Source organism: Variovorax sp. 01T432 (genome assembly GCF_056398605.1).
In genome coordinates this window covers 83,506-104,667 of the sequence record NZ_JBFTPS010000013.1, presented here as the reverse complement: position 1 = coordinate 104,667, position 21,162 = coordinate 83,506, and the positions used below count along the sequence as shown (strand labels likewise).

The 21,162-nt window shown below is 68.2% G+C and carries 20 protein-coding genes; 13 read left to right on the top strand and 7 right to left on the bottom strand.

Features of this window, described 5'->3' with window-relative positions; all coding sequences use genetic code 11:
• Positions 1–51: 51 nt before the first annotated feature.
• From AC1DNF_RS12860 to AC1DNF_RS12815, 10 genes are all read left to right on the top strand, one after another.
• On the top strand, positions 52–1,659 hold the full coding sequence (locus AC1DNF_RS12860; RefSeq protein ID WP_478148982.1) for an MFS transporter: 1,608 nt from the start codon (positions 52–54) through the stop codon (positions 1,657–1,659).
• A 133-nt stretch (positions 1,660–1,792) separates the two neighbouring features.
• Positions 1,793–4,330 carry a hypothetical protein gene (locus AC1DNF_RS12855; RefSeq protein WP_478148981.1) on the top strand — a complete coding sequence of 846 codons (2,538 nt, stop codon included), beginning with the start codon at positions 1,793–1,795 and terminating at the stop codon, positions 4,328–4,330.
• Between the two features lie 20 nt (positions 4,331–4,350).
• Entirely contained in the window at positions 4,351–6,222 is a 1,872-nt protein-coding gene (locus tag AC1DNF_RS12850; protein ID WP_478148980.1) for a GMC family oxidoreductase, read from the top strand.
• Between the two features lie 69 nt (positions 6,223–6,291).
• Positions 6,292–6,723 (top strand): hypothetical protein, encoded by a 432-nt coding sequence (locus tag AC1DNF_RS12845; protein ID WP_478148979.1) that lies wholly within the window; start codon positions 6,292–6,294, stop codon positions 6,721–6,723.
• Between the two features lie 25 nt (positions 6,724–6,748).
• A complete protein-coding gene (locus AC1DNF_RS12840; RefSeq protein ID WP_478148978.1) occupies positions 6,749–8,026 on the top strand; it encodes a hypothetical protein in 1,278 nt (425 codons plus the stop codon).
• Positions 8,023–9,495, top strand: a complete 1,473-nt coding sequence (locus tag AC1DNF_RS12835; protein WP_478148977.1) for a Dyp-type peroxidase — start codon at positions 8,023–8,025, stop codon at positions 9,493–9,495. The genes AC1DNF_RS12840 and AC1DNF_RS12835 overlap by 4 nt, the downstream gene beginning before the upstream one ends.
• Positions 9,495–10,721, top strand: coding sequence for a catalase family protein (locus AC1DNF_RS12830; protein WP_478148976.1), 1,227 nt, complete (start codon positions 9,495–9,497; stop codon positions 10,719–10,721). The genes AC1DNF_RS12835 and AC1DNF_RS12830 overlap by 1 nt, the downstream gene beginning before the upstream one ends.
• Positions 10,722–10,840: 119 nt before the next feature.
• A complete protein-coding gene (locus AC1DNF_RS12825) occupies positions 10,841–11,722 on the top strand; it encodes an SDR family oxidoreductase (RefSeq protein ID WP_478148975.1) in 882 nt (293 codons plus the stop codon).
• Between the two features lie 14 nt (positions 11,723–11,736).
• Positions 11,737–12,039, top strand: a complete 303-nt coding sequence (locus AC1DNF_RS12820; protein ID WP_478148974.1) for an antibiotic biosynthesis monooxygenase family protein — start codon at positions 11,737–11,739, stop codon at positions 12,037–12,039.
• Complete coding sequence (locus tag AC1DNF_RS12815) at positions 12,036–12,410, top strand: winged helix-turn-helix transcriptional regulator (RefSeq protein WP_478148973.1); 375 nt, start codon at positions 12,036–12,038, stop codon at positions 12,408–12,410. Before AC1DNF_RS12820 ends, AC1DNF_RS12815 begins: the two co-directional genes overlap by 4 nt.
• On the opposite strand, the gene AC1DNF_RS12810 is transcribed toward AC1DNF_RS12815, so the two are convergent.
• The 4 genes from AC1DNF_RS12810 to AC1DNF_RS12795 all read right to left on the bottom strand — a co-directional run bounded on the left by AC1DNF_RS12810 (position 12,407) and on the right by AC1DNF_RS12795 (position 15,633).
• Positions 12,407–13,096 carry a glutathione S-transferase gene (locus AC1DNF_RS12810; protein ID WP_478148972.1) on the bottom strand — a complete coding sequence of 230 codons (690 nt, stop codon included), beginning with the start codon at positions 13,094–13,096 and terminating at the stop codon, positions 12,407–12,409. The genes AC1DNF_RS12815 and AC1DNF_RS12810 overlap by 4 nt on opposite strands.
• The gene (locus AC1DNF_RS12805) at positions 13,063–14,409 is read right to left on the bottom strand and encodes an MATE family efflux transporter (RefSeq protein WP_478149017.1); all 1,347 of its coding nucleotides are present in this window, start codon (positions 14,407–14,409) and stop codon (positions 13,063–13,065) included. The genes AC1DNF_RS12810 and AC1DNF_RS12805 overlap by 34 nt, the downstream gene beginning before the upstream one ends.
• Positions 14,410–14,492: 83 nt before the next feature.
• On the bottom strand, positions 14,493–15,074 hold the full coding sequence (locus tag AC1DNF_RS12800) for a DUF2239 family protein (protein WP_478148971.1): 582 nt from the start codon (positions 15,072–15,074) through the stop codon (positions 14,493–14,495).
• Positions 15,075–15,135: 61 nt separating this feature from the next.
• Positions 15,136–15,633 (bottom strand): hypothetical protein, encoded by a 498-nt coding sequence (locus AC1DNF_RS12795; protein WP_478148970.1) that lies wholly within the window; start codon positions 15,631–15,633, stop codon positions 15,136–15,138.
• A gap of 106 nt (positions 15,634–15,739) precedes the next feature.
• Here AC1DNF_RS12795 and AC1DNF_RS12790 point away from each other — a divergent pair, with 106 nt between their 5' ends.
• The 3 genes from AC1DNF_RS12790 (at position 15,740) to AC1DNF_RS12780 (ending at position 19,472) form a co-directional block, all read left to right on the top strand.
• Positions 15,740–18,094, top strand: a complete 2,355-nt coding sequence (locus AC1DNF_RS12790; protein ID WP_478148969.1) for a Tex family protein — start codon at positions 15,740–15,742, stop codon at positions 18,092–18,094.
• A 23-nt stretch (positions 18,095–18,117) separates the two neighbouring features.
• On the top strand, positions 18,118–19,188 hold the full coding sequence (locus tag AC1DNF_RS12785) for a patatin-like phospholipase domain-containing protein (RefSeq protein ID WP_478148968.1): 1,071 nt from the start codon (positions 18,118–18,120) through the stop codon (positions 19,186–19,188).
• Between the two features lie 62 nt (positions 19,189–19,250).
• On the top strand, positions 19,251–19,472 hold the full coding sequence (locus tag AC1DNF_RS12780) for a hypothetical protein (RefSeq protein ID WP_478148967.1): 222 nt from the start codon (positions 19,251–19,253) through the stop codon (positions 19,470–19,472).
• 22 nt (positions 19,473–19,494) lie between these two features.
• Here the strand turns inward: AC1DNF_RS12780 and AC1DNF_RS12775 are convergent, their stop codons facing one another.
• The 3 genes from AC1DNF_RS12775 to nthA are packed head-to-tail and all read right to left on the bottom strand — an operon-like array spanning position 19,495 to position 21,139.
• Entirely contained in the window at positions 19,495–19,857 is a 363-nt protein-coding gene (locus AC1DNF_RS12775) for a nitrile hydratase accessory protein (RefSeq protein ID WP_478148966.1), read from the bottom strand.
• The gene (gene nthB, locus AC1DNF_RS12770; protein WP_478148965.1) at positions 19,854–20,516 is read right to left on the bottom strand and encodes a nitrile hydratase subunit beta; all 663 of its coding nucleotides are present in this window, start codon (positions 20,514–20,516) and stop codon (positions 19,854–19,856) included. The genes AC1DNF_RS12775 and nthB overlap by 4 nt, the downstream gene beginning before the upstream one ends.
• Positions 20,513–21,139: a nitrile hydratase subunit alpha gene (gene nthA / locus AC1DNF_RS12765; protein WP_478148964.1), complete on the bottom strand. Its 627-nt coding sequence runs from the start codon at positions 21,137–21,139 to the stop codon at positions 20,513–20,515. Before nthA ends, nthB begins: the two co-directional genes overlap by 4 nt.
• Positions 21,140–21,162: the final 23 nt, after the last annotated feature.

Here is a 21,162-nt window from a genome sequence, read left to right as displayed (position 1 = left end):
TTTCTTCGCTGTCCCGCTGCGCGTATTCCCCGCGGCCCTCATACTGGCAACATGAGCCAGATCGGCAAGCCCCCCGGTGACGCCGCCGCGATCCTCCATGGCTGCGACGCCGCGGGCTGCCCGCCGTCCACCAGGCCCTGGGTGCTGGCGGCCGCGATCATCGGATCGAGCATGGCATTCATCGACGGAACGGTGGTCAACGTCGCGCTGCCGGCCATCCAGCGCAGCCTGGGCGCGACGGCCTTCCAGGCGCAGTGGGTGGTGGAGTCCTATGCGCTCTTCCTGGCGGCGCTGCTGCTGGTCGGCGGCTCGCTCGGCGATCTCTTCGGGCGGCGGCGGATCTTCGCGCTCGGTGTCGCGCTCTTCGCGCTGGCTTCGGCGGGGTGCGCGCTCTCCCGCGACGTGCACGAGCTCATTCTTGCGCGCGCAGTGCAGGGCGTCGGTGGCGCCTTGCTGGTGCCGGGCAGCCTGGCGTTGATCAGCGCGTCCTTCCCCGAAAAGGAGCGGGGCAGGGCGATCGGCACGTGGTCGGGGTTCAGTGGCATCACGGCGGCGATCGGGCCGGTGCTGGGCGGCTTCCTGGTCGACCACTATTCGTGGGTGTGGGCCTTTCTGGTGAATGTGCCGATGGCGCTGCTGGTGCTGCTGATCGTCTGGCGCCACGTGCCGGAGAGCAGGGGCGTTGCGGCCGCTGCGGGCGGACTGGACGCGTGGGGCGCGGCGCTCGCGACCGTCGCGCTCGGCGGCATCGTCTACGCATTCATCGAGGCGCCCACGCAGGGTTGGAAGTCCGCCCCAGTGCTGGCGGCGCTGGCTGCGGGCGCGGCGGCGAGCGCCGCCTTCGTCGGGGTCGAACGCCATGCCCGGTCCCCGATGCTGCCCTTGCCGCTGTTGCGCATCGGCAATTTCGGCGGAGCGAACCTGCTCACGCTGCTGCTCTACGCGGCGCTGGGGGCCGCGCTCTACTTCCTTCCACTCAACCTGATCCAGGTCCAGGGCTACTCCGCGACGGTCGCGGGCGCGGCCTTGCTGCCTTTCATCCTGATCATGTTCGCGCTCTCGGGCTGGGCGGGCCACCTGGTCGACCGCTTCGGTCCGCGCCTGCCGCTCGTCGTGGGGCCGGCCATCGCCGCGGGGGGCTTCGCGCTCCTTGCGCTGCCGGGCGTCGGTGTCAACTACTGGACGGCCTTCTTCCCCGCGGTGGTGGTGCTGGGCTTCGGCATGACGATCACGGTGGCACCGCTCACGACGACAGTGATGAATGCCGTCGGTCCGGGCGCGGCGGGCATTGCCTCGGGCGTCAACAACGCGGTGTCGCGCACGGCGGCCGTGCTGGCGATCGCGGCCTTCGGCGTGGTGATGGCGTGGGCCTTCGACGCGAGGCTCGACAGCGGGCTGAGCGACATCGGCGCGTCGCCGCAGGTGACGGCCTTCCTGGATGCGCAGCGCAGCCAGCTCGCGGGCGCGTCGCTGCCGTCAGCGGCCGACCCCGCCACAGCCGCGGCCTTGCGGCAGGTCGTGAACGCGTCTTTCGTCTCGGGCTTCCGCTGGGTCACGCTGTGCTGCGCGGTCCTGGCCCTGCTGAGCGCGCTGAGCGCGTGGCTCCTCATCAGCGGCGGCCCCGACCGGGCCACCGAGACCGCGCCCGCGTCCGGCTGACGAAGGGCCGCATTCCTGCGCCGCCCTACGCCCTTTGCGTTAGCGCGCATGGCCGATAGCCAAGGGGCAGTGCCCCCTCCAAACTGCCCGCACGATCGCCCGATCACCGAACGGCGACGCAAGAGGAGTGGCAATGAACCGAAGTTGCTGGAGCGCGGCCAGGTTGCCGCCGCTTCTCGCGGGCATGGCCGTGGCCGTGGCGCTCGCGGGCTGTTCGAAGGGGCCGCAGCCCGGCGAGGTGCTCGACGAGGCGAAGCTCGCCGGCCGCGACGTCGCTTCCTTTCCCCACGCCTCCGAGGATTACTTCCACGACATGGACAACGGCGTGGCGCTGTCGCCGGAGGAGATCAAGGGCCGCAACATGTGGCTGGTCTGGAGCGGGGGCAACGACCGTTTCTGGACCCGGATGACCGAGTACACCTTCGGCGCCTTCGATCTGCTGAAGGTCATCAGTTCGCACCCCAGCCAGGGCTACTCGCGGGCCAATCGCTGGAGCTATTTCGGCATGGTCAACGAGCCCTGCTTCGAGCCCGCCACAGGCCCCGACAAGAACCGCCGCGGCCTGTGGCTCGACGCGCGCGGAAAGGATTGCGCGCCCGACCCGTTCGAGAACGAGAGCAAGTATCCCGGCGTTGCCATCGGTTCCCGCGGCAAGCCGCTGGGCGACGGAAGCACGCAGCCGGTGGGCTCCTTCTACGGCTGGCAGACCGGCATCGTCGGCCTGCGCCTCTTTCCCAACCCGGACTTCGACGAGAAGGCCGCCAAGGAATGGGACGCCGAGAAGTACTACACCGACCCGAGCTACTACAACCGCAAGGACCTCGTGCGGCCCTATCGGGTCGGGATGTCCTGCGGCTTCTGCCACGTGGGGCCGAGCCCGGTGAAGCCGCCGGCGGACCCGAACAACCCGAAGTTCGAGAACCTGAGTTCCTCGGTCGGCGCGCAGTTCATGTGGGTGGACCGGCTCTTCATCCACAACGCGAACAAGCCCGAAGGCCGCACGAACTACATGTACCAGCTCGCCCACACCTACCGGCCGGGCAGCATGGACACTTCGCTGGTCTCGACCGACAGCATCAACAATCCGCGCACGATGAACGCGGTCTACGACTTCGCCGACCGCCTGGGCATGGCCAGGCGCATCGGGCAGGAGAAGCTGGCGGGCGGCGAACGCGACAACAGGCAGTTCAACGACTTCGTGAGCAGCGGGCCGCTGCTGGACTTCTTCAGCAAGGCCGATTCCACCGTCCGCACGCCGCACGTGCTGAAGGACGGCGCCGATTCGGTGGGGCTGCTCGGCGCGCTCAACCGCGTTTACCTGAACATCGGCTTGTTCAGCGAGGAATGGCTGCTGCATTTCAACCCCGTGGTCGGAGGCAAGACGATCACGCCCATCCGGATCGCGGACGCGCAGAAGAACTCGACCTACTGGCAGGCCACCGAGGCAGGCACGCCGAACACGGCGCTCTTCTTCCTGAAGGCGGCGCAGCCCGACCACCTCAAGGACGCACCCGGCGGGGACAAGTACCTGGCGGCGGACGCGGCCACGCTGGAGCGCGGCAAGACCGCCTTCGCCGACACCTGCGCGCGCTGCCATTCGAGCAAGGGACCGCCGCCGCCGGCCACGCTCGAGCTGTCGCCCGCGCGCTGCGCCGGCCCCGGATACATCGACTGCTTCAAGCGCTACTGGACCTGGACCCAGACCGACGACTACAAGGCGCAGATGCGCAAGATCGTGCAGGCGCCGGACTTCCTCGAAGGCAACTATCTCTCCAGCGACGCGCGCGTCCCGGCGACGCTTCTGCGCACCAATGTCTGCAGCCCGCTGGCGACGAATGCCCTGGCCGGCAACATCTGGGACAACTTCTCGTCGCAGACCTACAAGAGCCTGCCTTCGATCGGCGCCGTCACGCTGAGCGATCCCTTCACCGGCGAGCCGCGGCCGTACGCCATGCCCGCCGGCGGGCGCGGCTATACGCGCGTTCCCTCGCTGATCAGCGTGTGGTCGACCGCGCCTTTCCTGCTGAACAACTCCGTGGGCCCGTTCAATGGCGATCCCTCGGTGGATGGGCGAATGAAGGTCTTCGACGCATCGATCGAGCAGATGCTGTGGCCGGAGAAGCGCGAGCATGACAGCGTGCTGGGCGAGAAGGTCGGCGGCCTGATCGACCGCACCACCGAGCGCAGCATGGTGACGGTGCCGGTCGGCTTCATCCCCGACGCGCTGCAGCCGATGCAGGGCAGGCTGCATCGCTGGTTCCCGTGGCTGGTCAAGGAGGGCGGCGATGTGGTGCTCGGCCCGATTCCCAAGGGCGTGCCGGTGGCGCTGCTGTCCAATCTCAAGCTGCGCGCGGAGGGCAACGGGATCGGCGAGAAGGTCGAGCAGGTGAAGGACGTGGGCGAGCTGCTCTATCAGCTCAAGACGGGACTCTCCAGCGTGCCGGCCAACGCCGGCGACGACGAGTTGCGCGAGCACTTCGCCAAGCTGCGGGCCCCGATGCTGGAGCTGAGCAAGTGCCCGGACTTCGTGGTCAACCGCGGCCACTATTTCGGCACCGCGCAGTTCAACCAGCAGGACGGGCTGAGCGCCGACGAGAAGGCCTTCGGCCGCGAGCCGGAACTGAGCGACGAAGACAAGCGCGCGCTGATCGCCTTCCTGAAGACCTTCTGATCGCCGCCGGCTGCGCACCCATGCCAGGAGCCGACGAGAACGAATGGGACTACGTCATCGTCGGATCGGGCGCGGGCGGCGGCACGCTGGCGGCGCGCCTGGCCGAGGCGGGGATGCGGGTCTTCGTGCTCGAGGCGGGCGGCGACCCGCGCGCCGGAGCCGAGCGCCTGCCCGATGACTACGACGTGCCCGCCTTCCATCCCTTTGCCTGCGAGAACGCGGCATTGCGCTGGGATTTCCGGGTGCGCCACTACGCCGACGAGACCCGTCAGGCGAAGGACTGGAAGTACCGGGAAGGCGAGGGCGTGCTCTACCCGCGTGCCGCGACGCTGGGGGGCTGCACATCCCACAACGCGATGATCTTCATGCTGCCGCACGATTCGGACTGGAACCACATCGCGCGGCTGACGGGCGACCGGAGCTGGCGCGCCTCGCGCATGCACCGCTATGCGCGGCGCGTGGAAAGCTGCGGTCACCGGCCGGTGTGGCGTGCGCTGCGCTACTTCGGGCTCGACCTGACCGGGCATGGCTGGGGCGGGTGGCTGCGCACCGAGAAGGCCATGCCGTTGTCGGTGCTCGGCGACGACAGCCTGGTGAGGGTGCTGCACGAGTCCGCCAGGGCCTTCACCCGCAGTCTGCCGACGCCCCTGCTGAGCACCTTTCGCTGGCTGCGCGCCGGGCTGGGGGACCCCAACGCGCGGCGCTATCGGGCCCGAAGTTTCGAGGGCCTCTGCTATACGCCGCTCGCAACCTCCGGGCATCGCCGCGCCGGTGTGCGCGAGCGGCTGCTGGAGGTGGTGCAGCGGCATCCGGACCGGCTGCACTTCGAACTGCACGCGCTGGCCACGCGCATCCAGATCGACGAGAGCGGAACGGCCCGCGGGGTCGACTACCTCAAGGGCGAGCATCTTTACCGGGCCCACGCGCAGCCCAGCGATGCGGCGGGCGAGCCGCGCCATGTGCGCGCAAGGCGCGAGGTCATCCTGTGCGGCGGCGCATTCAATACGCCGCAGCTGCTGATGCTCTCGGGGATCGGGCCGGCGGCAGCGCTTCGCGGCTTCGGCATTCCCGTGCGGGTGGATCTGCCGGGTGTCGGGCGCAACCTGCAGGATCGCTACGAGGTCGCGGTGACGCACCGCATGAAGGCGCCGTGGGAGGTGCTGGAGGGCGCGCGATTCGACCGCGACGACACGCTGTGGCGGCATTGGCACGAGGGGCGATCGGGCATGTACGCTTCCAACGGCGCGGCGCTGGGCGTGGTCCAGCGCTCGACGAGCGCGCATCTGCCCGGCCGCGAGCCAGACCTGTTCTGCATGGCGCTGCTGGCGCGCTTCGAAGGCTACTTCCCCGGCTTCTCGGCATGGATCCGCGACCAGCCCGACCAGCTGACCTGGGCCGTCCTGAAGGCGCACACGCGCAACCGCGCCGGCACGGTGCGCCTGCGCTCGGCCGACCCGCGCGACCCGCCGCTGGTGAACTTCCACTATTTCGAGGAAGGCAACGACGAGGCGGGCGCGGACCTGAAGGCGGTGGTCGAGGCGATCCGCCTGGTGCGCCGCATGACGAGGCCGCTGATCGAGAGCGGCTGGATCGCCGAGGAGCTGCAGCCGGGCCCCGCGGTCGAAAGCGACGAGGCGCTGGCCGACTACGTGCGCGAGTCGGCCTGGGGCCACCATGCGTCGTGCTCGTGCCCGATCGGCCCGCGCGACGATGGCGGTGTGCTCGACAGCGCATTCGCCGTGCATGGCGTGCGGCGGCTGCGGGTGGTCGATGCCTCGGCGTTCCCGCGCATCCCGGGCTTCTTCGTGGCGGCGGCGATCTACATGGTGGCGGAGAAGGCGGCCGACGTGCTTCTGCGCGCGGCGCGAGGGACCCCACTTTCGGCAAATTGACGCCCCCGGAACATCGGCCGAAACTTTGTCCACAACAGATTCGAAGCGGGTTTTACGAGGAGAAGGCAAATGGCATACGACGTTCAGCAACTGCTCGACATGACGCAGGAACAGCTCGACGAACTGTTCCGTGCGAGCCCGCCGGGCGATATTCCCACCGGCGAGGCGGAGGGCACGGCGATCATCGCGCCGGGCACTCGCTACACGGAGTCGATCGCAAGGATGGTCAACATCTTCGGCTGGCAGGGCAAGGTGTTCGACCCCGAGAAGGGGGTGCTCAAGAACAAGGTCAGCCCCTTCGGGCTGCAGGCCATCGTCGCCCAGGTCTACAAGGGCGACAGCTGGCTGGACAACAAGGAATGCATCGTCCTCGACTACTCCAAGACCTCGGTGGTGGCGCACTGGATCCGCGACGAGATCCGGTTGATTTCGCCGGGCTTCTATCTGGGCAAGGTGTACTGGGGCAAGGAAAGGCTGATCGACTTCTGTCTCAAGTTCTGATTCGGTGACACCCCAATCCCACTTCATGGTGGTTGCCCCGGTCGACGCGGACCGCGAGGCCGGCCTGCGGGAGTTGCTGGAGACGATGAACGTGTCGCCCGGCGTCGTCGACCCGTCGAATGCCCTGCTGCCTTTCGGTGACTTCGAGCGACTGCACTTCGCGCGCTTCGCGATCCTCGACGACACGACGATGGGCGACCTCGAGGCTTTCGGCCTTCCGCGGCCGAGGCTGCCGATCTATCTTGCCTTCCTCGGCGAATGCGACGGCCCGGGCAAAGCGCTGCTGAACGCGTTCGCGCAGCAGGCGGGCGATGGCCTGCGCCGCATCTTCTCGCACTGCGAGGGCTTCGAGGAGGGTGCCGATCTGCGCGACTGGCTGCTCGCGCATGACCAGCCGGTGGCCGTGAGCTATGTGAACTGGATCGGACGGACAGTGCTGCAGATCCGGCAGGAAAGCGCGCTGCAACGCGCGTTGTCAGCGCGCGTGCCGCGCGGGTCGCCGGCAGGGGCCGCCGATCCGCAGGCGCTGTGGCGTGAATTGCAGGCCTTCGTCAGAAGCGAGCTGGGCGCAGGCCGCCTCGTGCTCGCGCAGCCCGAGCCGACGCCCATCGGATGGAAGATCCGCAACGGCATTCACGCGCTCGGGCTGCCGCTGGTCGGCCTCGTCCTGCTGCCCTTGATCGTCGTGCTGTTGCCGATCTTCATCGTCCTCCTGCGCATCCACGAGACCCGCGATCCCGAGTTCTGCCCGCGGCCCAGGCCGGCCGCCGTGCGCGAGATGCAGCGGCTCGAAGACCACGACCTGAGCAACAGCTTCACGGCCCTGGGTCCGGTCAAGCCCGGGCTCTTCCGGCGCTGGCTGCTGCAGGTGCTGCTGCTGTTGACGGACTACGTGTGCCGCCATGTCTCCGGACGCGGTCATCTCGCGCGGGTGCAGACGATTCATTTCGCGCGCTGGGCCTTTCTCGACGGCAAGGCCCGCGTGCTGTTCGCGAGCAACTACGACGGCAGTCATGAAAGCTATATGGACGACTTCATCAACAAGGTCGGCTGGGGCCTCAATCTGCTCTTCAGCAACGGCTTCGGCTGGCCGCGCACGGCCTGGCTGATCAAGGGCGGGGCGCGCCGCGAGCTGCGCTTCAAGTACTACCAGCGCGGCCACCAGCTGCCCACGCAGGTCTGGTACAAGGCCTATCCCGGTCTCACGCTGACCGACCTCGATCGCAACCGGCGCATCCGCGAGGGGATCGAGCAGGCGCAGATGAGCGACGAACAGGCCATCGCCTGGTTGAGGCTGCTATGAGCGCAAGTCCACCCCGCGCGCGGCCGGTCGAATTCGACGACATCCAGGGCCTGCTGCGCTTCGGCTATCGGCAGATGACGCAGGCGAGCTTTCTGCTCCTGCGCGTGAAGAACGCCAGGGCGGCCCGCGCGTGGCTGGCCAACGCACCGGTGACCAGCGCCGTGACCCGGCAGCCGCCGCCGCGCACTGCCATGCAGATCGCTTTCACCAGTGACGGCCTGCGGGCGCTGGGGGTGAGCGATGACATCGTCGAAGGCTTCTCGGCGGAATTCATCGATGGCATGAGCGGCAATCCGAACCGGTCGCGCCGGCTGGGCGATCTCGGCGCCAACAAGCCCGCCGCGTGGCAATGGGGCGGGGCGCGGCAGAGCATGCCCCACGTGCTGGTGATGCTCTATGCGATGCCCGGTGGCCTGGACCTGTGGTTGCGCACCATCGGCGCGCAGTGGGAGGCGGGCTACGATCAGATCGCGTGTCTCACGACCTCCGACATGGATGGCGTCGAGCCCTTCGGCTTTGTCGACGGCATTTCCCAACCCCAGGTCGACTGGGAGCGACGGCGCGCGGCGCGCGACGAGGAGCAGTTGGCCTACACCAACCTCTCGTGCATCGGCGAGTACCTGCTGGGCTATCCCAACGAATACGGCGCCTACACCGACAGGCCCTTGCTGGACCCGGACAGCGACCCCGCCGGCTTGCTGGCGCGCGCGGAGGACGAGCCCGGCAAGGCCGACCTCGGACGCAACGGCAGCTACCTGGTCATGCGCCAGCTGCGGCAGGACGTCGCGGGCTTCTGGCACTATGCCGACAGCCAGGCCGGGGGCGACGCGGCCCTGCGCAAGAAGCTGGCCGAAGCCATGGTCGGGCGCACGATGGAGGGCGAGACGTTGATGGGGCGGACGGGCGAATCGATCGCAGGCGAGGACGACCCGCGCAATGCCTTCACCTACCGCGGCGACCCCCCGGGCCTGCGCTGCCCGATCGGCGCGCACGTCCGGCGCAGCAATCCACGCAACGCGGACTTGCCGCCGGGCCACGAGGGCTTCATCTCGCTCATGCTGCGCAGGCTCGGATTCGACGCCCAGGCACTGGGCAATGACCTGGCGGCGTCGACGCGCTTTCACCGGCTGCTGCGCCGGGGGCGCGAATACGGGCCGCCGCAGGCCGATTCGACCGGCCTGCACTTCATCTGCCTGGGCGCCAACATCGCGCGCCAGTTCGAGTTCGTGCAGGGTGCCTGGCTGGCCGGCACGCGCTTCAATGGCCTGCACAACGAGAGCGATCCGCTGCTGGGCCATCGGCGGCCCGGACCGGACGGCGCGCCCACGGATGGCTTTTCGATGCCGGTCGCCTCGGGGCCCAACGAGCGCCTCACCGGCATGCCGCAGTTCGTGACCGTGATGGGCGGCGCCTACTTCTTCCTGCCGGGCATCCGTGCCTTGCGGTATCTGTCGAAGGTGCAGTCATGATGAACTCGAACGTCAGCCGTCCCGCGCCCAAGGCCAACACCGGCTCGGGCCTGCTCGACTTCATCAGCGATTCGGGCATGGCCCTGCTGCGGCTGGAGCGCCGGTTCGACCCCTTCGTGCGGCCGGCCTTCGACGCCGTGCTGCGCGACCCGCTCGCGCGCCTGACCATCGCGCTGATCAACCGCCGGCGCAGGAACGAAGGCCTGAAGATCGCCGAGGAAAGGCTCTTGCCCGACGAGGAGAGCTTCACCGACTCGATCATCCAGAGCTTCACCCGGCAGATGAACGACCTGTGGAAGCCCGGCGGCTTCGAGCGCGGCGGCAACACCAAGACGCAGGGCATCGTGCGCGGCGAGTTCATCGTGCACGACGACATCCCCGAGCACATGAAGCGAGGCATCTACGCCAAGGCGCAGCGCTTTGGGGCCTGGGTGCGCTTCTCGGGCCCCGGGCCTTACATCACGCCGGACATCGACGACGTGGGCTTCATGAGCATCAGCATCAAGCTGATGGGCGTGCCCGGCCCGAAGCTGATGGACGACGAGAAGTACACGCTCGACATGTTCGGCGTGTCCACGCCCACCTTCGTGACGCCCGATGCCAAGGCCAACGCGGCGCTGCAGATCCAGAGCGTGAAGAACGCGCAGATCTTCTACTTCCTCAACTTCCACGACTCGCACGTGCTGGACCTGATCATGCAGTCGCTGTTCATCAAGACGCAGTCGAGCCCCTTCGAGGCGCCGTACTTCAGCTGCGTGCCTTACCTGATGGGGGAGGGCCAGGCGATGCAGTATTCGGTGTGGCCGAAGTCGACCCGGCGCACACCCATCCCGCGCCTGCCGCTGCGTCCGCCGGACGACTATCTTCGCAACGCGATGGTGGCTTCGCTGGCGCGGGGCGAGGTCGAGTTCGACGTCTGCCTGCAGATGCAGACCGACCCGCACCTGATGCCGCTGGAGAACGCCGGCGTGCTGTGGCCGGAAAAGCTGTCGCCGCGCGTCGCGGTGGCGACGCTGCGACTGCCACGGCAGAAGTTCGACTATCCGATGCAGATGGAGTTTGCCAAGCGGCTCTCGTACAACCCCTGGCACACCATTCCCGAGCACCGGCCGCTGGGCAACCAGAGCCGGGCGCGCAAGCGGATGTACTGGGAGCTGTCCAGGCTCCGGCAGACGATGAACGCGGTGCCGCACTACGAGCCGACGGGGGACGAGGTGTTCGAGTAGCCGGGCGCCGGTGGGCATCTCCGGCTCGGTATCACTTTTGTCCGTACTTGCCGGAACGCACGTTCCGCGGCCCAATATCGCCTGCGCTGGCCGAGCTCGGGCCGGCAGGGAGACGAAACATGATTCTCGTGACCGGTGCAACCGGATTGAATGGCGGCGAAGTGCTGCGCAGGCTGTCTGCCAGGGGCGTCCGCGCGCGCGCGCTGGTGCGCAACATGGCCAAGTCCGGCGGACTGGCAACGCTGGCGGGCGTGGAAATTGTCGAGGGCGACATGGCGCGGCCCGAGACTCTGGCCAGGGCGCTGGAGGGCATCGATCGCGCGATGCTGATCTCGTCCTCGGCGCCGGACATGTTCGAGGTGCAGGCCGGCTTCATCGATGCCGCCCGCAAGGCGGGCGTGAAGCATGTGGTGAAACTCTCCGGGATCATGCCCGAGCTCGACTCCCCCTTTCGCTTCGCGCGCATGCATGGCGAGATCGAACGCAAGCTTGAAGCGTCGGGGATGGCGTACACGCATCTGCGCGCCGGCGAATTCATGACGGCGTACTTTCGGCAGGTGCCGGCGATCGTCGGCAAGGGCATGATCTTCCTGCCGATGGAGGACGCCAGGATCGCATCGATCGATGTCGGCGACATCGCCGAGGTTGCCGTCCTGACGCTCACCAGCCCCGGGCACGAAGGCAAGATCTACCCGCTCACCGGCCCCGAGGCGCTGACGATGGCGGAGGTCGCGCAGAAGCTTTCGCGGGTGACCGGCAAGGCGATCCGCTATGTCAACGTCGCCCCGGAGGACGCGAAGACGGCTCAGCGCGCAGCCGGCTTGCCCGACTACATGGTCGATGCGCTGGCTGAACTTTTTGCGGAGCGGCGCAAGGGCAAGGAAAGCAAGGTCTGGCCGGTCGTCCAGGCCTTGCTGGGGCGGCCCGCGACGAGCTTCGACGATTTCCTTGCGCGTCATGCGGCGATCTTCCGCGGCGAACAGGCCGCGCCCAGGGTTTGACTGGACGGACACTCATGAAGCACTTTCTCATCAAGTACCAGTTCAAGAACGGCACGCGCGAGGCGTGGCACCAGCACATTCGAGAGTTCATCGCCTGGCTCGACAACGATCCCGAGCTGAAGGGAAAGATCTCCTACCGCTGCATGAAGGAACGGGACGGCAGCGGGTACTACCATCTCGCCGCCGCCGCGGACGAGCAGGCGGTCAAGGCATTGCAGAGCAGCGATGCCTTCAAGCGCTACACGGATGAGAGCAAGCGTGTGGCCGGCGGACAGTTGGAGGTCGTGCCGCTCGAACTCATCGCCGAGACGTCGTGAACGCGCGATCCGACCCCAAGGACATCGAGACGCCCGCCTGCGGGTGTCCGGTCGCGGCGTTTCAGAAGTTGGTCAGCGGCAAGTACAAGCTTCGGATCGTCTGGGATCTGAAGGACGGTCCGTTGCGCTACTCCGAAATCAGAAGCGGCCTGCTGCGCGGTTCCGGCAGCAGCAAGGAGATCGCGCCGCGCGTGTTGAGCCGGGAGCTGAAGGCGCTCACCGAGTCCGGACTCATCGATCGCAAGGACCACGGCGTGGTGCCCCCGAGAGTCGAGTATCGGCTGACCGACAAGGGTCGGAGCTTTGTTCCGGTCATTGCCGCCATCCGCGAATGGGGCGCCGTGCACCTGGGGGCCCCGCTGCTGAACTAGGGGAAATCGACGCCCGGCTGCCCCGTGCGCCAGGGCGGGTACTTCGCCATCACGCGCGCAAAGACGGGAGCTTCGAGCCCGGAGGCCAGCCAGGCTCGAAGCCGCGGCCAGGGCTGGGCTTCGAACCAGGCCGCATCGACCTGCGCGAACTGGCGCACGAAGGGCACGATCGCGATGTCGGCAAGCGCCGGGCGCGCACCATGCAGGCAGCGCGAGTCTTGGAGGCGGTCTTCCAGCCGCGCCAGGAAGAGGGCGCCTTGCGCGCGATGCGCGGTGGCATCGGCCATGGGCTGGCGCTCGGGGTACTTGTAGCCGTCCAGATGGCGCTTGAAATCGCCATCGCATTCGGCGACCAAAGCGAGCATGTCCTCCAGCGTCCCCCGCTCGGGCCGCAGCCAGCCGTCGGCGTCGTTGCGTCGCAGCGCCCACAGCATGATGTCGAGGCTTTGCTCGATGACGCTTCCATCCACGTCCACCAGGACCGGCACCGTGCCCTTGGGCGATGCGGCGAGCAGCTCGGCGGGCTTGTCGCGCAGCACGACCTCGCGCAGCTCGCAGCGCTGGCCGCTGGCGGCGACGGCCATGCGCGCCCGCATCGCATAAGGGCAGCGGCGGAACGAGTACAGCACCGGCCGTGCCGCGCCCGACGCTTTCAGATCAGCTTGCGGATCGCCTTCTTGCGCCATACGAACCGGTAGTAGCTGGCCTGCAGCGTCAGCATCGAGATGAAGGTCACGGGGTAGGCGACCCAGATGCCGTTGAGGCCCATGCGGTGGCTCATCCACCAAGCGACCGGCACTTCGATCAGCGCGATGCAGAAGATCGAGATCCCCGTGGGCACCAGGACCGAGCCGCTGGCCCGCATGATCCCCGAAAGCGCGGCGCCCATGCCGAAGATCACCGTGCTCCACAGCATGATGTGCAGCAGGGTCTGCGCGACCTCGATCACGGGCTCGCTGGTGATGAAGAAGCCCATCAGCGGGCGCGAGAAGAGATAGCCCAGCAGCACCAGCGAGCCGGTGAGCACGAGGTTCATCAGCAAGGCGGTGCGCGTGATGGCCCCCAGCCGCTGTGCCTGCCCCCCGCCGATCGCCTGCGCACCGAGGACGGAGGCCGCGATCGCGATCGAGATGGCCGGAAACTGGACGTAGGCCACCACCTGGTTCACCGCGCCGTAGGCGGCCGTGGCGTTCGAGCCGTAGCCGTTGACGAAGGAAAGCAGGGCCAGCTCGGCCAGCGACACCACGATCATCTGCACCCCCGTGGGCACGCCGACCCTGAGCACGGCCTTGAGCAGCGCCGGGCGCACGCGCAGGTGGCGCAGGAAGTCGGCGTCGGGCGCGAGGGGACTCTTCTTGCGCCGCAGGTGGAAGGCCAGCCAGGTGGTCGCCACCACGAAGGAGACCACCGTGGCGCAGGCGCCGCTGGCGACGCCCATCTTCGGCAGGCCGAACCAGCCGCGGATCAGCGCGGGCGTGATGACCAGCCCGAGCCCGGTCGAGATCATCAGCGTGTAGAGCGGCGCCATGGTGTCGCCCACGCCGCGCAGCATCGCGGTCGACAGCAGGAACACGAAGAGGCCGGGCATCGCGATGAGGATGATCCGCGCATAGGTGGTGGCGTCGGCCAGGATGTCGGGCGGCGTACCCAATGCGGCCAGCATCGGCTGGGTGAAGGCGCCACCGAACACCGCCACGCACAGCGCGAACAGCACGCCCACGGTGAGGGTGGTGCCGGCGACCGCGCGCGCCTTGTCGACCTCGCGCGCACCCCAGGCCTGGCCGATCAGCACCGACGCGCCCGCGCCCAGGCCGATGGTGAAGGCGATGAAGAAGAACATCATCGGGAAGAAGCTCGACACCGCCGCCAGCGCGCTCACGCCGATCATCTGGCCGAGGTAGACGTTGTTGAGCGTGCCGGACAGCGACTGCAGGATGTTGCTCAGCAGCATGGGCGCGAGGAAGATCAGGAATGTCTTCCACAGCGGGCGGGATGCCATTGCTGCAAGGCGCGGGTTCACGGGTGGCGCGACGGGTGGCGTAGCGGGTTCGACGGCGCTTGCCGTCGCTTCGAGGGGGGCGTTCATGCGGCGCTCCAGGCCATGGCGGCAAGTTTGTTCAGATGGGTTCGCACATCCTCGGGCCAGGGCGCCACGCGTTCGGTGAAGCGCGCCTGTTCGCCGGCGAACAGCGCGCGGGCTGCTTCCTCGAAGCCGGGGAGGTCGCCCGCGATCACGGTCATGAAGCGGTAGGCGGCTTCGCGCGAGGCGCGTTGCGCGTCGCGGTCGGCATGCACGTGGCGGGCCTCGTCGATGAGCCGGCGCAGCGCCACCGAGGCGCCGCCGGGCTGGCGGCTGAGCCATTCCCAGTGGCGCGGCAGCAGCGTGACTTCACGCGCGACCACGCCGAGCTTGGGCCGGCCGACGCCGCGTGAGGCGTGCTCGTCGGTCGGCGCAAGCTCCGATGTGGCGACAGCGCTGCCGCGCAAGGCACGCAGATCGAGGTCGAGCCGGTCGCCCGTGCTGTCGTCGAAGACAAAGGCGGGCGTGTCGTCGGCGGCGCGCTCGCGCAGCTTGGCGATCACTTCGTCGCGGGGCCCGGCGGCGATGCGCCGGAAGCCCGCGAAGGCAGTGAGGTTGGATTCGGTGGGCGAAGAGGATGGCATGGGGGCGGAATAATACCCGGGCAAAACAAAATCCGCAATCTACCCGGGTGAAAGTTTCATATTAGGAAGCGCGCCATGTGCTGCGCCACCAGCGGCGCGTGCCGACCTTGGCGCGCCGGGCCATGCGCCATGGCGCCGACGCACGCACGAGCGCGAGGATGCTGTCCTTCCAGACCTTCCAGCGCGGATACCAGCGCGCGAACAGCGGGATGCGCATCAGGGCCGGCTCGACCAGCTGGAAAAGCCGGGCGACGACGGCGGTGCCGACCAGCTTGGCGCCGAGCAGGAGCAGCAGGGCGCTCTTGGCATGGCCGCCGCCGAGCAGGAACAGCGCGAGCAGCTTGAGCGGCAGCAGCATGAGCACGGGCACGAAGAACACCAGCAACGCGGCCCAGGGCGGCAGCGACCGGATGGCCCGTTCGAGACCGCGCCACAGCGGCAGCCGGGCGAGCCGGGCCATCAGCGCGGCGAGCGGCTCCCAGCCCCATTCCTCGAACAGCAGGAGCGGGACGAGGAGGATCGCGGCGAGGGCGCGCAGGAGTTTCTTCAATACGGACATGTCCTGGGCATTTTGAGGGCAGGGCCAGCAGGCCGTATGGCAAACTTCCGCGCTTTATCCGCAAGGCGCCCGCTCGCGGCGCCGGCTTCAGGGACGCCCTTCAGACATGCAAAAAATTCTTCGCCAGCTCGCGGCCGAGATCAAGGTCGGCGAGCACCAGATCAAGGCCGCCGTCGATCTGCTCGACGGCGGCGCCACCGTTCCCTTCATCGCGCGCTACCGCAAGGAAGCCACGGATGGTCTCGATGACATCCAGCTGCGCGAACTTGAAGCGCGGCTGTCGTACCTTCGCGAACTCGAAGACCGCCGTGCGGCCGTGCTCAAGAGCATCGAGGAGCAGGGCAAGCTGACGCCCGAGCTGCGCGCCGCGATCGACGCCGCGCCGACCAAGCAGGAGGTGGAAGACCTCTACCTGCCCTACAAGCCCAAGCGCCGCACCAAGGGCCAGATGGCGCGCGAGGCGGGCATCGAGCCCCTGGCCGACAAGCTCTTCGCCGATCCCACGCTCAACCCCGCCGAAGAGGCAGCCGCATTCGTCAAGCCGGCCGCGGACGGCCTGGACTTCTCCACCGTCGCGCTGGTCCTCGACGGCGTGCGCGACATTCTTTCCGAGCGCTGGGCGGAGGACGCGGCACTCGTGCAGCGCCTGCGCGAATGGCTGTGGGCCGAGGGCCTGCTCAAATCCAGCCTGATGAGCGGCAAGGACGAAAACAACGCAGACATCGCCAAGTTCCGCGACTACTTCGACTATGACGAGCCGATCGGCCGCGTGCCCTCGCACCGCGCGCTGGCTGTGTTCCGCGGCCGCGCACAGGACATCCTCGATGCCAAGCTGGTGCTGCCGGTCGAACCCGAGCCGGGCAAGCCCTCGATCGCGGAGGGCAAGATCGCGCTGCACCTGGGCTGGAGCCACGCCGGCCGCGCGGCCGACGATCTGATCCGCAAGTGCGTGGCGTGGACCTGGCGCGTCAAGCTGGCCCTGTCGACCGAGCGCGACCTCTTCACGCGGCTGCGCGAAGAAGCCGAGAAGGTCGCGATCAAGGTTTTCGCCGACAACCTGCGCGATCTGCTGCTGGCCGCGCCGGCCGGGCCGCGCGTGGTGATGGGGCTGGACCCCGGCATCCGCACGGGCGTGAAAGTGGCGGTGGTCGACGCGACGGGCAAGCTGGTCGAAACCGCGACCGTGTTTCCGCATGAGCCGCGCAAGGACTGGGACGGCTCGCTGCATACGCTCGGCAAGCTGTGCGCCAAGCACGGCGTGAACCTGATCGCGATCGGCAACGGCACCGCGAGCCGGGAGACGGACAAGCTGGCGGCGGATCTGATCAAGCTTCTTGCGAAGATGGCGGCGCAGGCCGGCGCCCCGCCGTTGAGCGTCGACAAGGTGGTGGTGAGCGAGGCGGGCGCCTCGGTCTACTCCGCGAGCGAGTTCGCCTCGCAGGAAATGCCCGACGTCGACGTGAGCCTGCGCGGCGCGGCGAGCATCGCGCGCCGCCTGCAGGATCCGCTGGCCGAACTGGTGAAGATCGACCCCAAGTCGATCGGCGTCGGCCAGTACCAGCACGACGTGAACCAGAGCGAACTCGCGCGCACCCTGCATGCGGTGGTCGAGGATTGCGTGAACTCGGTCGGCGTGGACCTCAACACGGCCAGCGTGCCCTTGCTGTCGCGCGTCTCGGGCCTGTCGGCCAGCGTCGCCAAGGCGGTGGTGCGCTGGCGCGAGGCCAACGGCGCCTTCGCCACGCGCAAGCAGCTGCTGGAGGTGACGGGCTTCGGCGGCAAGACCTTCGAGCAGAGCGCGGGCTTCCTGCGCATCCGCGGCGGCACCAATCCGCTGGATGTCACCGGGGTCCACCCCGAGACCTATCCGGTGGTCGAGCAGATGATCGAGAAGACCGGCAAGCCGATCTCCGAGCTGATGGGCCGCGCCGAGATGCTGAAGACGCTCAAGCCCGAGCTCTTCGCGAACGAGAAGTTCGGCGTCATCACGGTGAAGGACATCCTCGGCGAACTGGAGAAGCCCGGCCGCGACCCGCGGCCCGACTTCAAGGTCGCGCGCTTCAACGACGGCGTGGAGGACATCAAGGATCTGGTCGAAGGCATGGTGCTGGAGGGCACGGTGAGCAACGTGGCCCAGTTCGGCGCCTTCATCGACCTCGGCGTCCACCAGGACGGTCTCGTGCATGTGAGCCAGCTCTCGCACAAGTTCGTCACGGATGCGCGCGAGATCGTGAAGACCGGCGACATCGTGAAGGTCAAGGTGATGGAAGTCGACGTTGCCCGCAAGCGCATCGGCCTGTCGATGAAGCTCGACGCGGCGCCGGCGCGGCGCGACGGCCCGCGCGACAACCGCTTCGAAGGGGCGGGGCGCGGCCAGCAGGCGCAGCGCCGCGACAATGCGCCGCAGCCGGCCGGACAGATGGCCTCGGCCTTCGCCAAGCTGCAAGGCTTGCGCAAGTAGGCCGACGCGGCGGCCGGCGCTCGATGAAAGCCCTGCGCATCTATGCCGGCCCGGTCGCCCGCGAGCACATTTCGAAGCACGGCCTGCTGGCGCAGGACGTTCGCACGATCCCCGGTGCGGCCGGCGGGCCCAAGGGCCTGATCCTCGGGCCGATCGACCGCTATCTCTTCAGCGAATGGCTGCCGCGCTCGTCGCAGGCCGTGGACCTGGTCGGCGCGTCCATCGGTGCGTGGCGCCTGGCCAATGCATGTCTCGGCGACACGAGGAAGGCCTTCGAAGATTTCGAGCATGGCTACATCCATCAGCATTACGAAGCGCCACCGGGCCGGAAGCGGCTGAGCGCAAGGGACGTCAGCGCGCAGTTCGGCGAAGGATTGCGCAGCTTCTACGGCGGCCGCGCGCGCGAGGTGCTCGACCATCCGCGCTTTCGGCTGCATGTGATCACCTCGCGCGGACGCCATATCCTCGGGCGCGAAGGCCGTGCGCGAACACCCGTCGGCTACCTGGGCGCCTTCGTCACCAACACCGTTCGCCGCAGGAGCCTCGGCGCATGGCTGGAGCGCGTGGTCTTCTCGACCCCGGGCGCGGCCCTGCCTTTCTCCACGCAGGATTTCCGCACGCGGCAGGTGGCGCTCGCCGAGGCCAATTTCGAACTCGCGCTGCAGGCCTCGTGTTCGATCCCTTTCATGCTCGAGGCCGTGCACGACATTCCGGGCGCGCCCGCGGGTGCCTACTGGGACGGTGGCATCACCGACTACCACCTGCATTTGGACTACGCCAATGCCGATGGCATCGTGCTGTACCCGCATTTCCAGAAGGCCGTGGTGCCGGGCTGGCTCGACAAGGGCCTCAAGTGGCGGCACGGGGCCACCGGTTTTCTCGACCGCATGGTGCTGCTGGCGCCGGATCCCGCGTGGGTCCAGCGTCTGCCCAACGGGAAGCTGCCGGACCGCAAGGATTTCGAGCGCTACGGCAATGACGTGTCGACACGCATCAAGGCCTGGACCACGGCGGCCAGGGAGTCGCAGCGCCTGGCCGATGAGCTCGCGCAATGGCTGCGCAGCGGCGATGCGCGGGATGTCCTGCCGCTGTAGCAATCCGACACAGCTACAGTCGGGGTGAGTTTCGTCATCCCAGTCACCCGAGGAGAGTTTTCATGAACGCAGTCCGAATCGTCGGTCTTGTCCTGATCGTTGCCGGCATCGCCGCGCTCGGCATGGGCGGCTTCAGCTTCACCAAGGAGACCCACGAAGCCAAGATCGGACCGATCGAGTTGTCGGTGAAGGAGAAGCAGGATGTCAATTTCCCCACCTGGGCCGGCGTGGCAGCGATCGTGGTGGGTGGGGCCCTGGTGGCGTTCGGCGGCAGGAAAGGCTGAAGCAGGGCCGAAAGAGGACGGGTCAACCGAAATCCTGCTCGCGCAGTTCGATCGCGCGCCCGTGCGGTGTGCGGTCCGCGGCGCGGTCCCAGGCCTGCTGGTAGCGCCTGAGTTCTTCCGCGGAACTCGCACCCTTGCCGGCCACCAGGCTCTCGAGTGCGGCGAGCCAGTGACGGTAGTAGGTGTCTCCCAGGTCGGCGTCGCCAGCGGCCTGCGCGGCGCCGATCTCACGTGCCAGCACCTGCGCCCACTCGGGCCAGGTGAAGAGTCCGCGCTGGTGCAGCGACACCGCCAGCGCAAAGGCATGGGCCTCCCAGGGCTCGCGAAACACARGCTCGGCGCCATCGTTGGGCATGCCGGGGAGAAGGGGCGTATGGGCGGTCATGCGGGCTCGAGGTACGTTTCCCAGGCATCGACCGAAACGCGAAGGCCTGGCTCGGCGGCCTCCGGACCCCACAGCGCCGCGCCGTCGAAGACGACCGTGTAGAGCCATTGCGGCTGCTCTCCGAGCCCCTGCGCATGCGCGTCCGCGAACACGTGCATGCCGTGCAGACGCTCGATCGTGCCGACTCGCCCCTGGACGTAGCCTGGCAGGCGCGTGTGATGGTCCACCCGTCCCGCGCGGGCCCGCACTTTCTGGCCGAGCGTGAAAAGCGCAGGGGCGGTGGCCGGCCTCTCGGTGGAAGAGCCCCTGGCCAGCACGCCCGGCACATCCGCCGCATGCAGCACGCGACGCACCGCTTGCGGCGCATGCAGCATGCGGCCGGCATTCATTTCGTCGGACAGGAGTTGGCCGCGCTCGGTCATCAGCTTCTCGAGCCCCGCCAGCCAGATCTGGAAGTAGCTCAGCCGTTCATAGGCCGGCAGGGTTTCGCGGGCGCTGCGGCTGGCGTCGATGTTCCACGAACCCGTGGCGCCCATGGCGAGCGTCAGGGCCAGCACGCGCGCTTCCCAGTTCGCATGAAAGGGCTCGCCCTCGGGCTCCGGCACGATGGCGCCGGGCATGTCGCGTCCGCCGAGGTCGGCATGGGTCACGTAGCTCATGGCGCGGTCTCCGGCGTGCAGGCGAGGCCGGTGCCGATCATCGAATCGCGTGTCACCAGTTCGGCCAGTTGTTCCTCGCTCAAAGTCTCGGTGCCGGCCGGCCGCCGTGGGATCACGAGGTAGCGCACTTCGGCCGTGGAATCCCAGACGCGGATGGCCGTGGATGCGGGCAGCCGGATGCCGAACTCGGCCAGCACGCCGCGCGGATCCTTCACGGCCCGCGAGCGGTAGGGCGCGCTCTTGTACCAGGTGGGCGGCAGGCCGAGCACCGGCCAGGGATAGCAGCTGCACAGCGTGCAGACGACCATGTGATGCTGGGTCTCGGTGTTGGCGACGGCGATCATGTGTTCACCCTGGCGGCCGGTGTAGCCGAGCGAGGCAATTGCCGCCGTGGCGTCTTTCAGGAGCCAGTCGCGGAAGACCGGATCGACCCAGGCCCGGGCGACAACGCGGGCGCCGTTGCGCGGACCGATCTTCGTCTGGTAGGTATCGATGAGCAGGTCGAGCGCGGCGGGGTCGATGTAGCCCTTCTGCGTCAGTATGGTTTCGAGCGCGCGGACCCGCAGGTCCATTTCGCCGAGTTCGCTGTGATCGTCTTCGTGGTCGTGGTGGTCGTGTGCCATTCGCACATGCTATCTCGGCGGGC

Bases quoted from the DNA above. Each gene is read 5' to 3' on its own strand.
- AC1DNF_RS12835 (WP_478148977.1), top strand. From the start codon at position 8,023: ATGAGCGCAAGTCCACCCCGCGCGCGGCCGGTCGAATTCGACGACATC.
- AC1DNF_RS12810 (WP_478148972.1), bottom strand. From the start codon at position 13,096: ATGGCGCAAGAAGGCGATCCGCAAGCTGATCTGAAAGCGTCGGGCGCG.
- AC1DNF_RS12820 (WP_478148974.1), top strand. From the start codon at position 11,737: ATGAAGCACTTTCTCATCAAGTACCAGTTCAAGAACGGCACGCGCGAG.
- AC1DNF_RS12825 (WP_478148975.1), top strand. From the start codon at position 10,841: ATGATTCTCGTGACCGGTGCAACCGGATTGAATGGCGGCGAAGTGCTG.
- AC1DNF_RS12800 (WP_478148971.1), bottom strand. From the start codon at position 15,074: ATGCCATCCTCTTCGCCCACCGAATCCAACCTCACTGCCTTCGCGGGC.
- AC1DNF_RS12860 (WP_478148982.1), top strand. From the start codon at position 52: ATGAGCCAGATCGGCAAGCCCCCCGGTGACGCCGCCGCGATCCTCCAT.
- AC1DNF_RS12855 (WP_478148981.1), top strand. From the start codon at position 1,793: ATGAACCGAAGTTGCTGGAGCGCGGCCAGGTTGCCGCCGCTTCTCGCG.
- nthB (WP_478148965.1), bottom strand. From the start codon at position 20,516: ATGAGCTACGTGACCCATGCCGACCTCGGCGGACGCGACATGCCCGGC.
- AC1DNF_RS12850 (WP_478148980.1), top strand. From the start codon at position 4,351: ATGCCAGGAGCCGACGAGAACGAATGGGACTACGTCATCGTCGGATCG.
- AC1DNF_RS12845 (WP_478148979.1), top strand. From the start codon at position 6,292: ATGGCATACGACGTTCAGCAACTGCTCGACATGACGCAGGAACAGCTC.
- nthA (WP_478148964.1), bottom strand. From the start codon at position 21,139: ATGGCACACGACCACCACGACCACGAAGACGATCACAGCGAACTCGGC.
- AC1DNF_RS12790 (WP_478148969.1), top strand. From the start codon at position 15,740: ATGCAAAAAATTCTTCGCCAGCTCGCGGCCGAGATCAAGGTCGGCGAG.
- AC1DNF_RS12830 (WP_478148976.1), top strand. From the start codon at position 9,495: ATGAACTCGAACGTCAGCCGTCCCGCGCCCAAGGCCAACACCGGCTCG.
- AC1DNF_RS12805 (WP_478149017.1), bottom strand. From the start codon at position 14,409: ATGGCATCCCGCCCGCTGTGGAAGACATTCCTGATCTTCCTCGCGCCC.
- AC1DNF_RS12780 (WP_478148967.1), top strand. From the start codon at position 19,251: ATGAACGCAGTCCGAATCGTCGGTCTTGTCCTGATCGTTGCCGGCATC.
- AC1DNF_RS12840 (WP_478148978.1), top strand. From the start codon at position 6,749: ATGGTGGTTGCCCCGGTCGACGCGGACCGCGAGGCCGGCCTGCGGGAG.
- AC1DNF_RS12785 (WP_478148968.1), top strand. From the start codon at position 18,118: ATGAAAGCCCTGCGCATCTATGCCGGCCCGGTCGCCCGCGAGCACATT.
- AC1DNF_RS12795 (WP_478148970.1), bottom strand. From the start codon at position 15,633: ATGTCCGTATTGAAGAAACTCCTGCGCGCCCTCGCCGCGATCCTCCTC.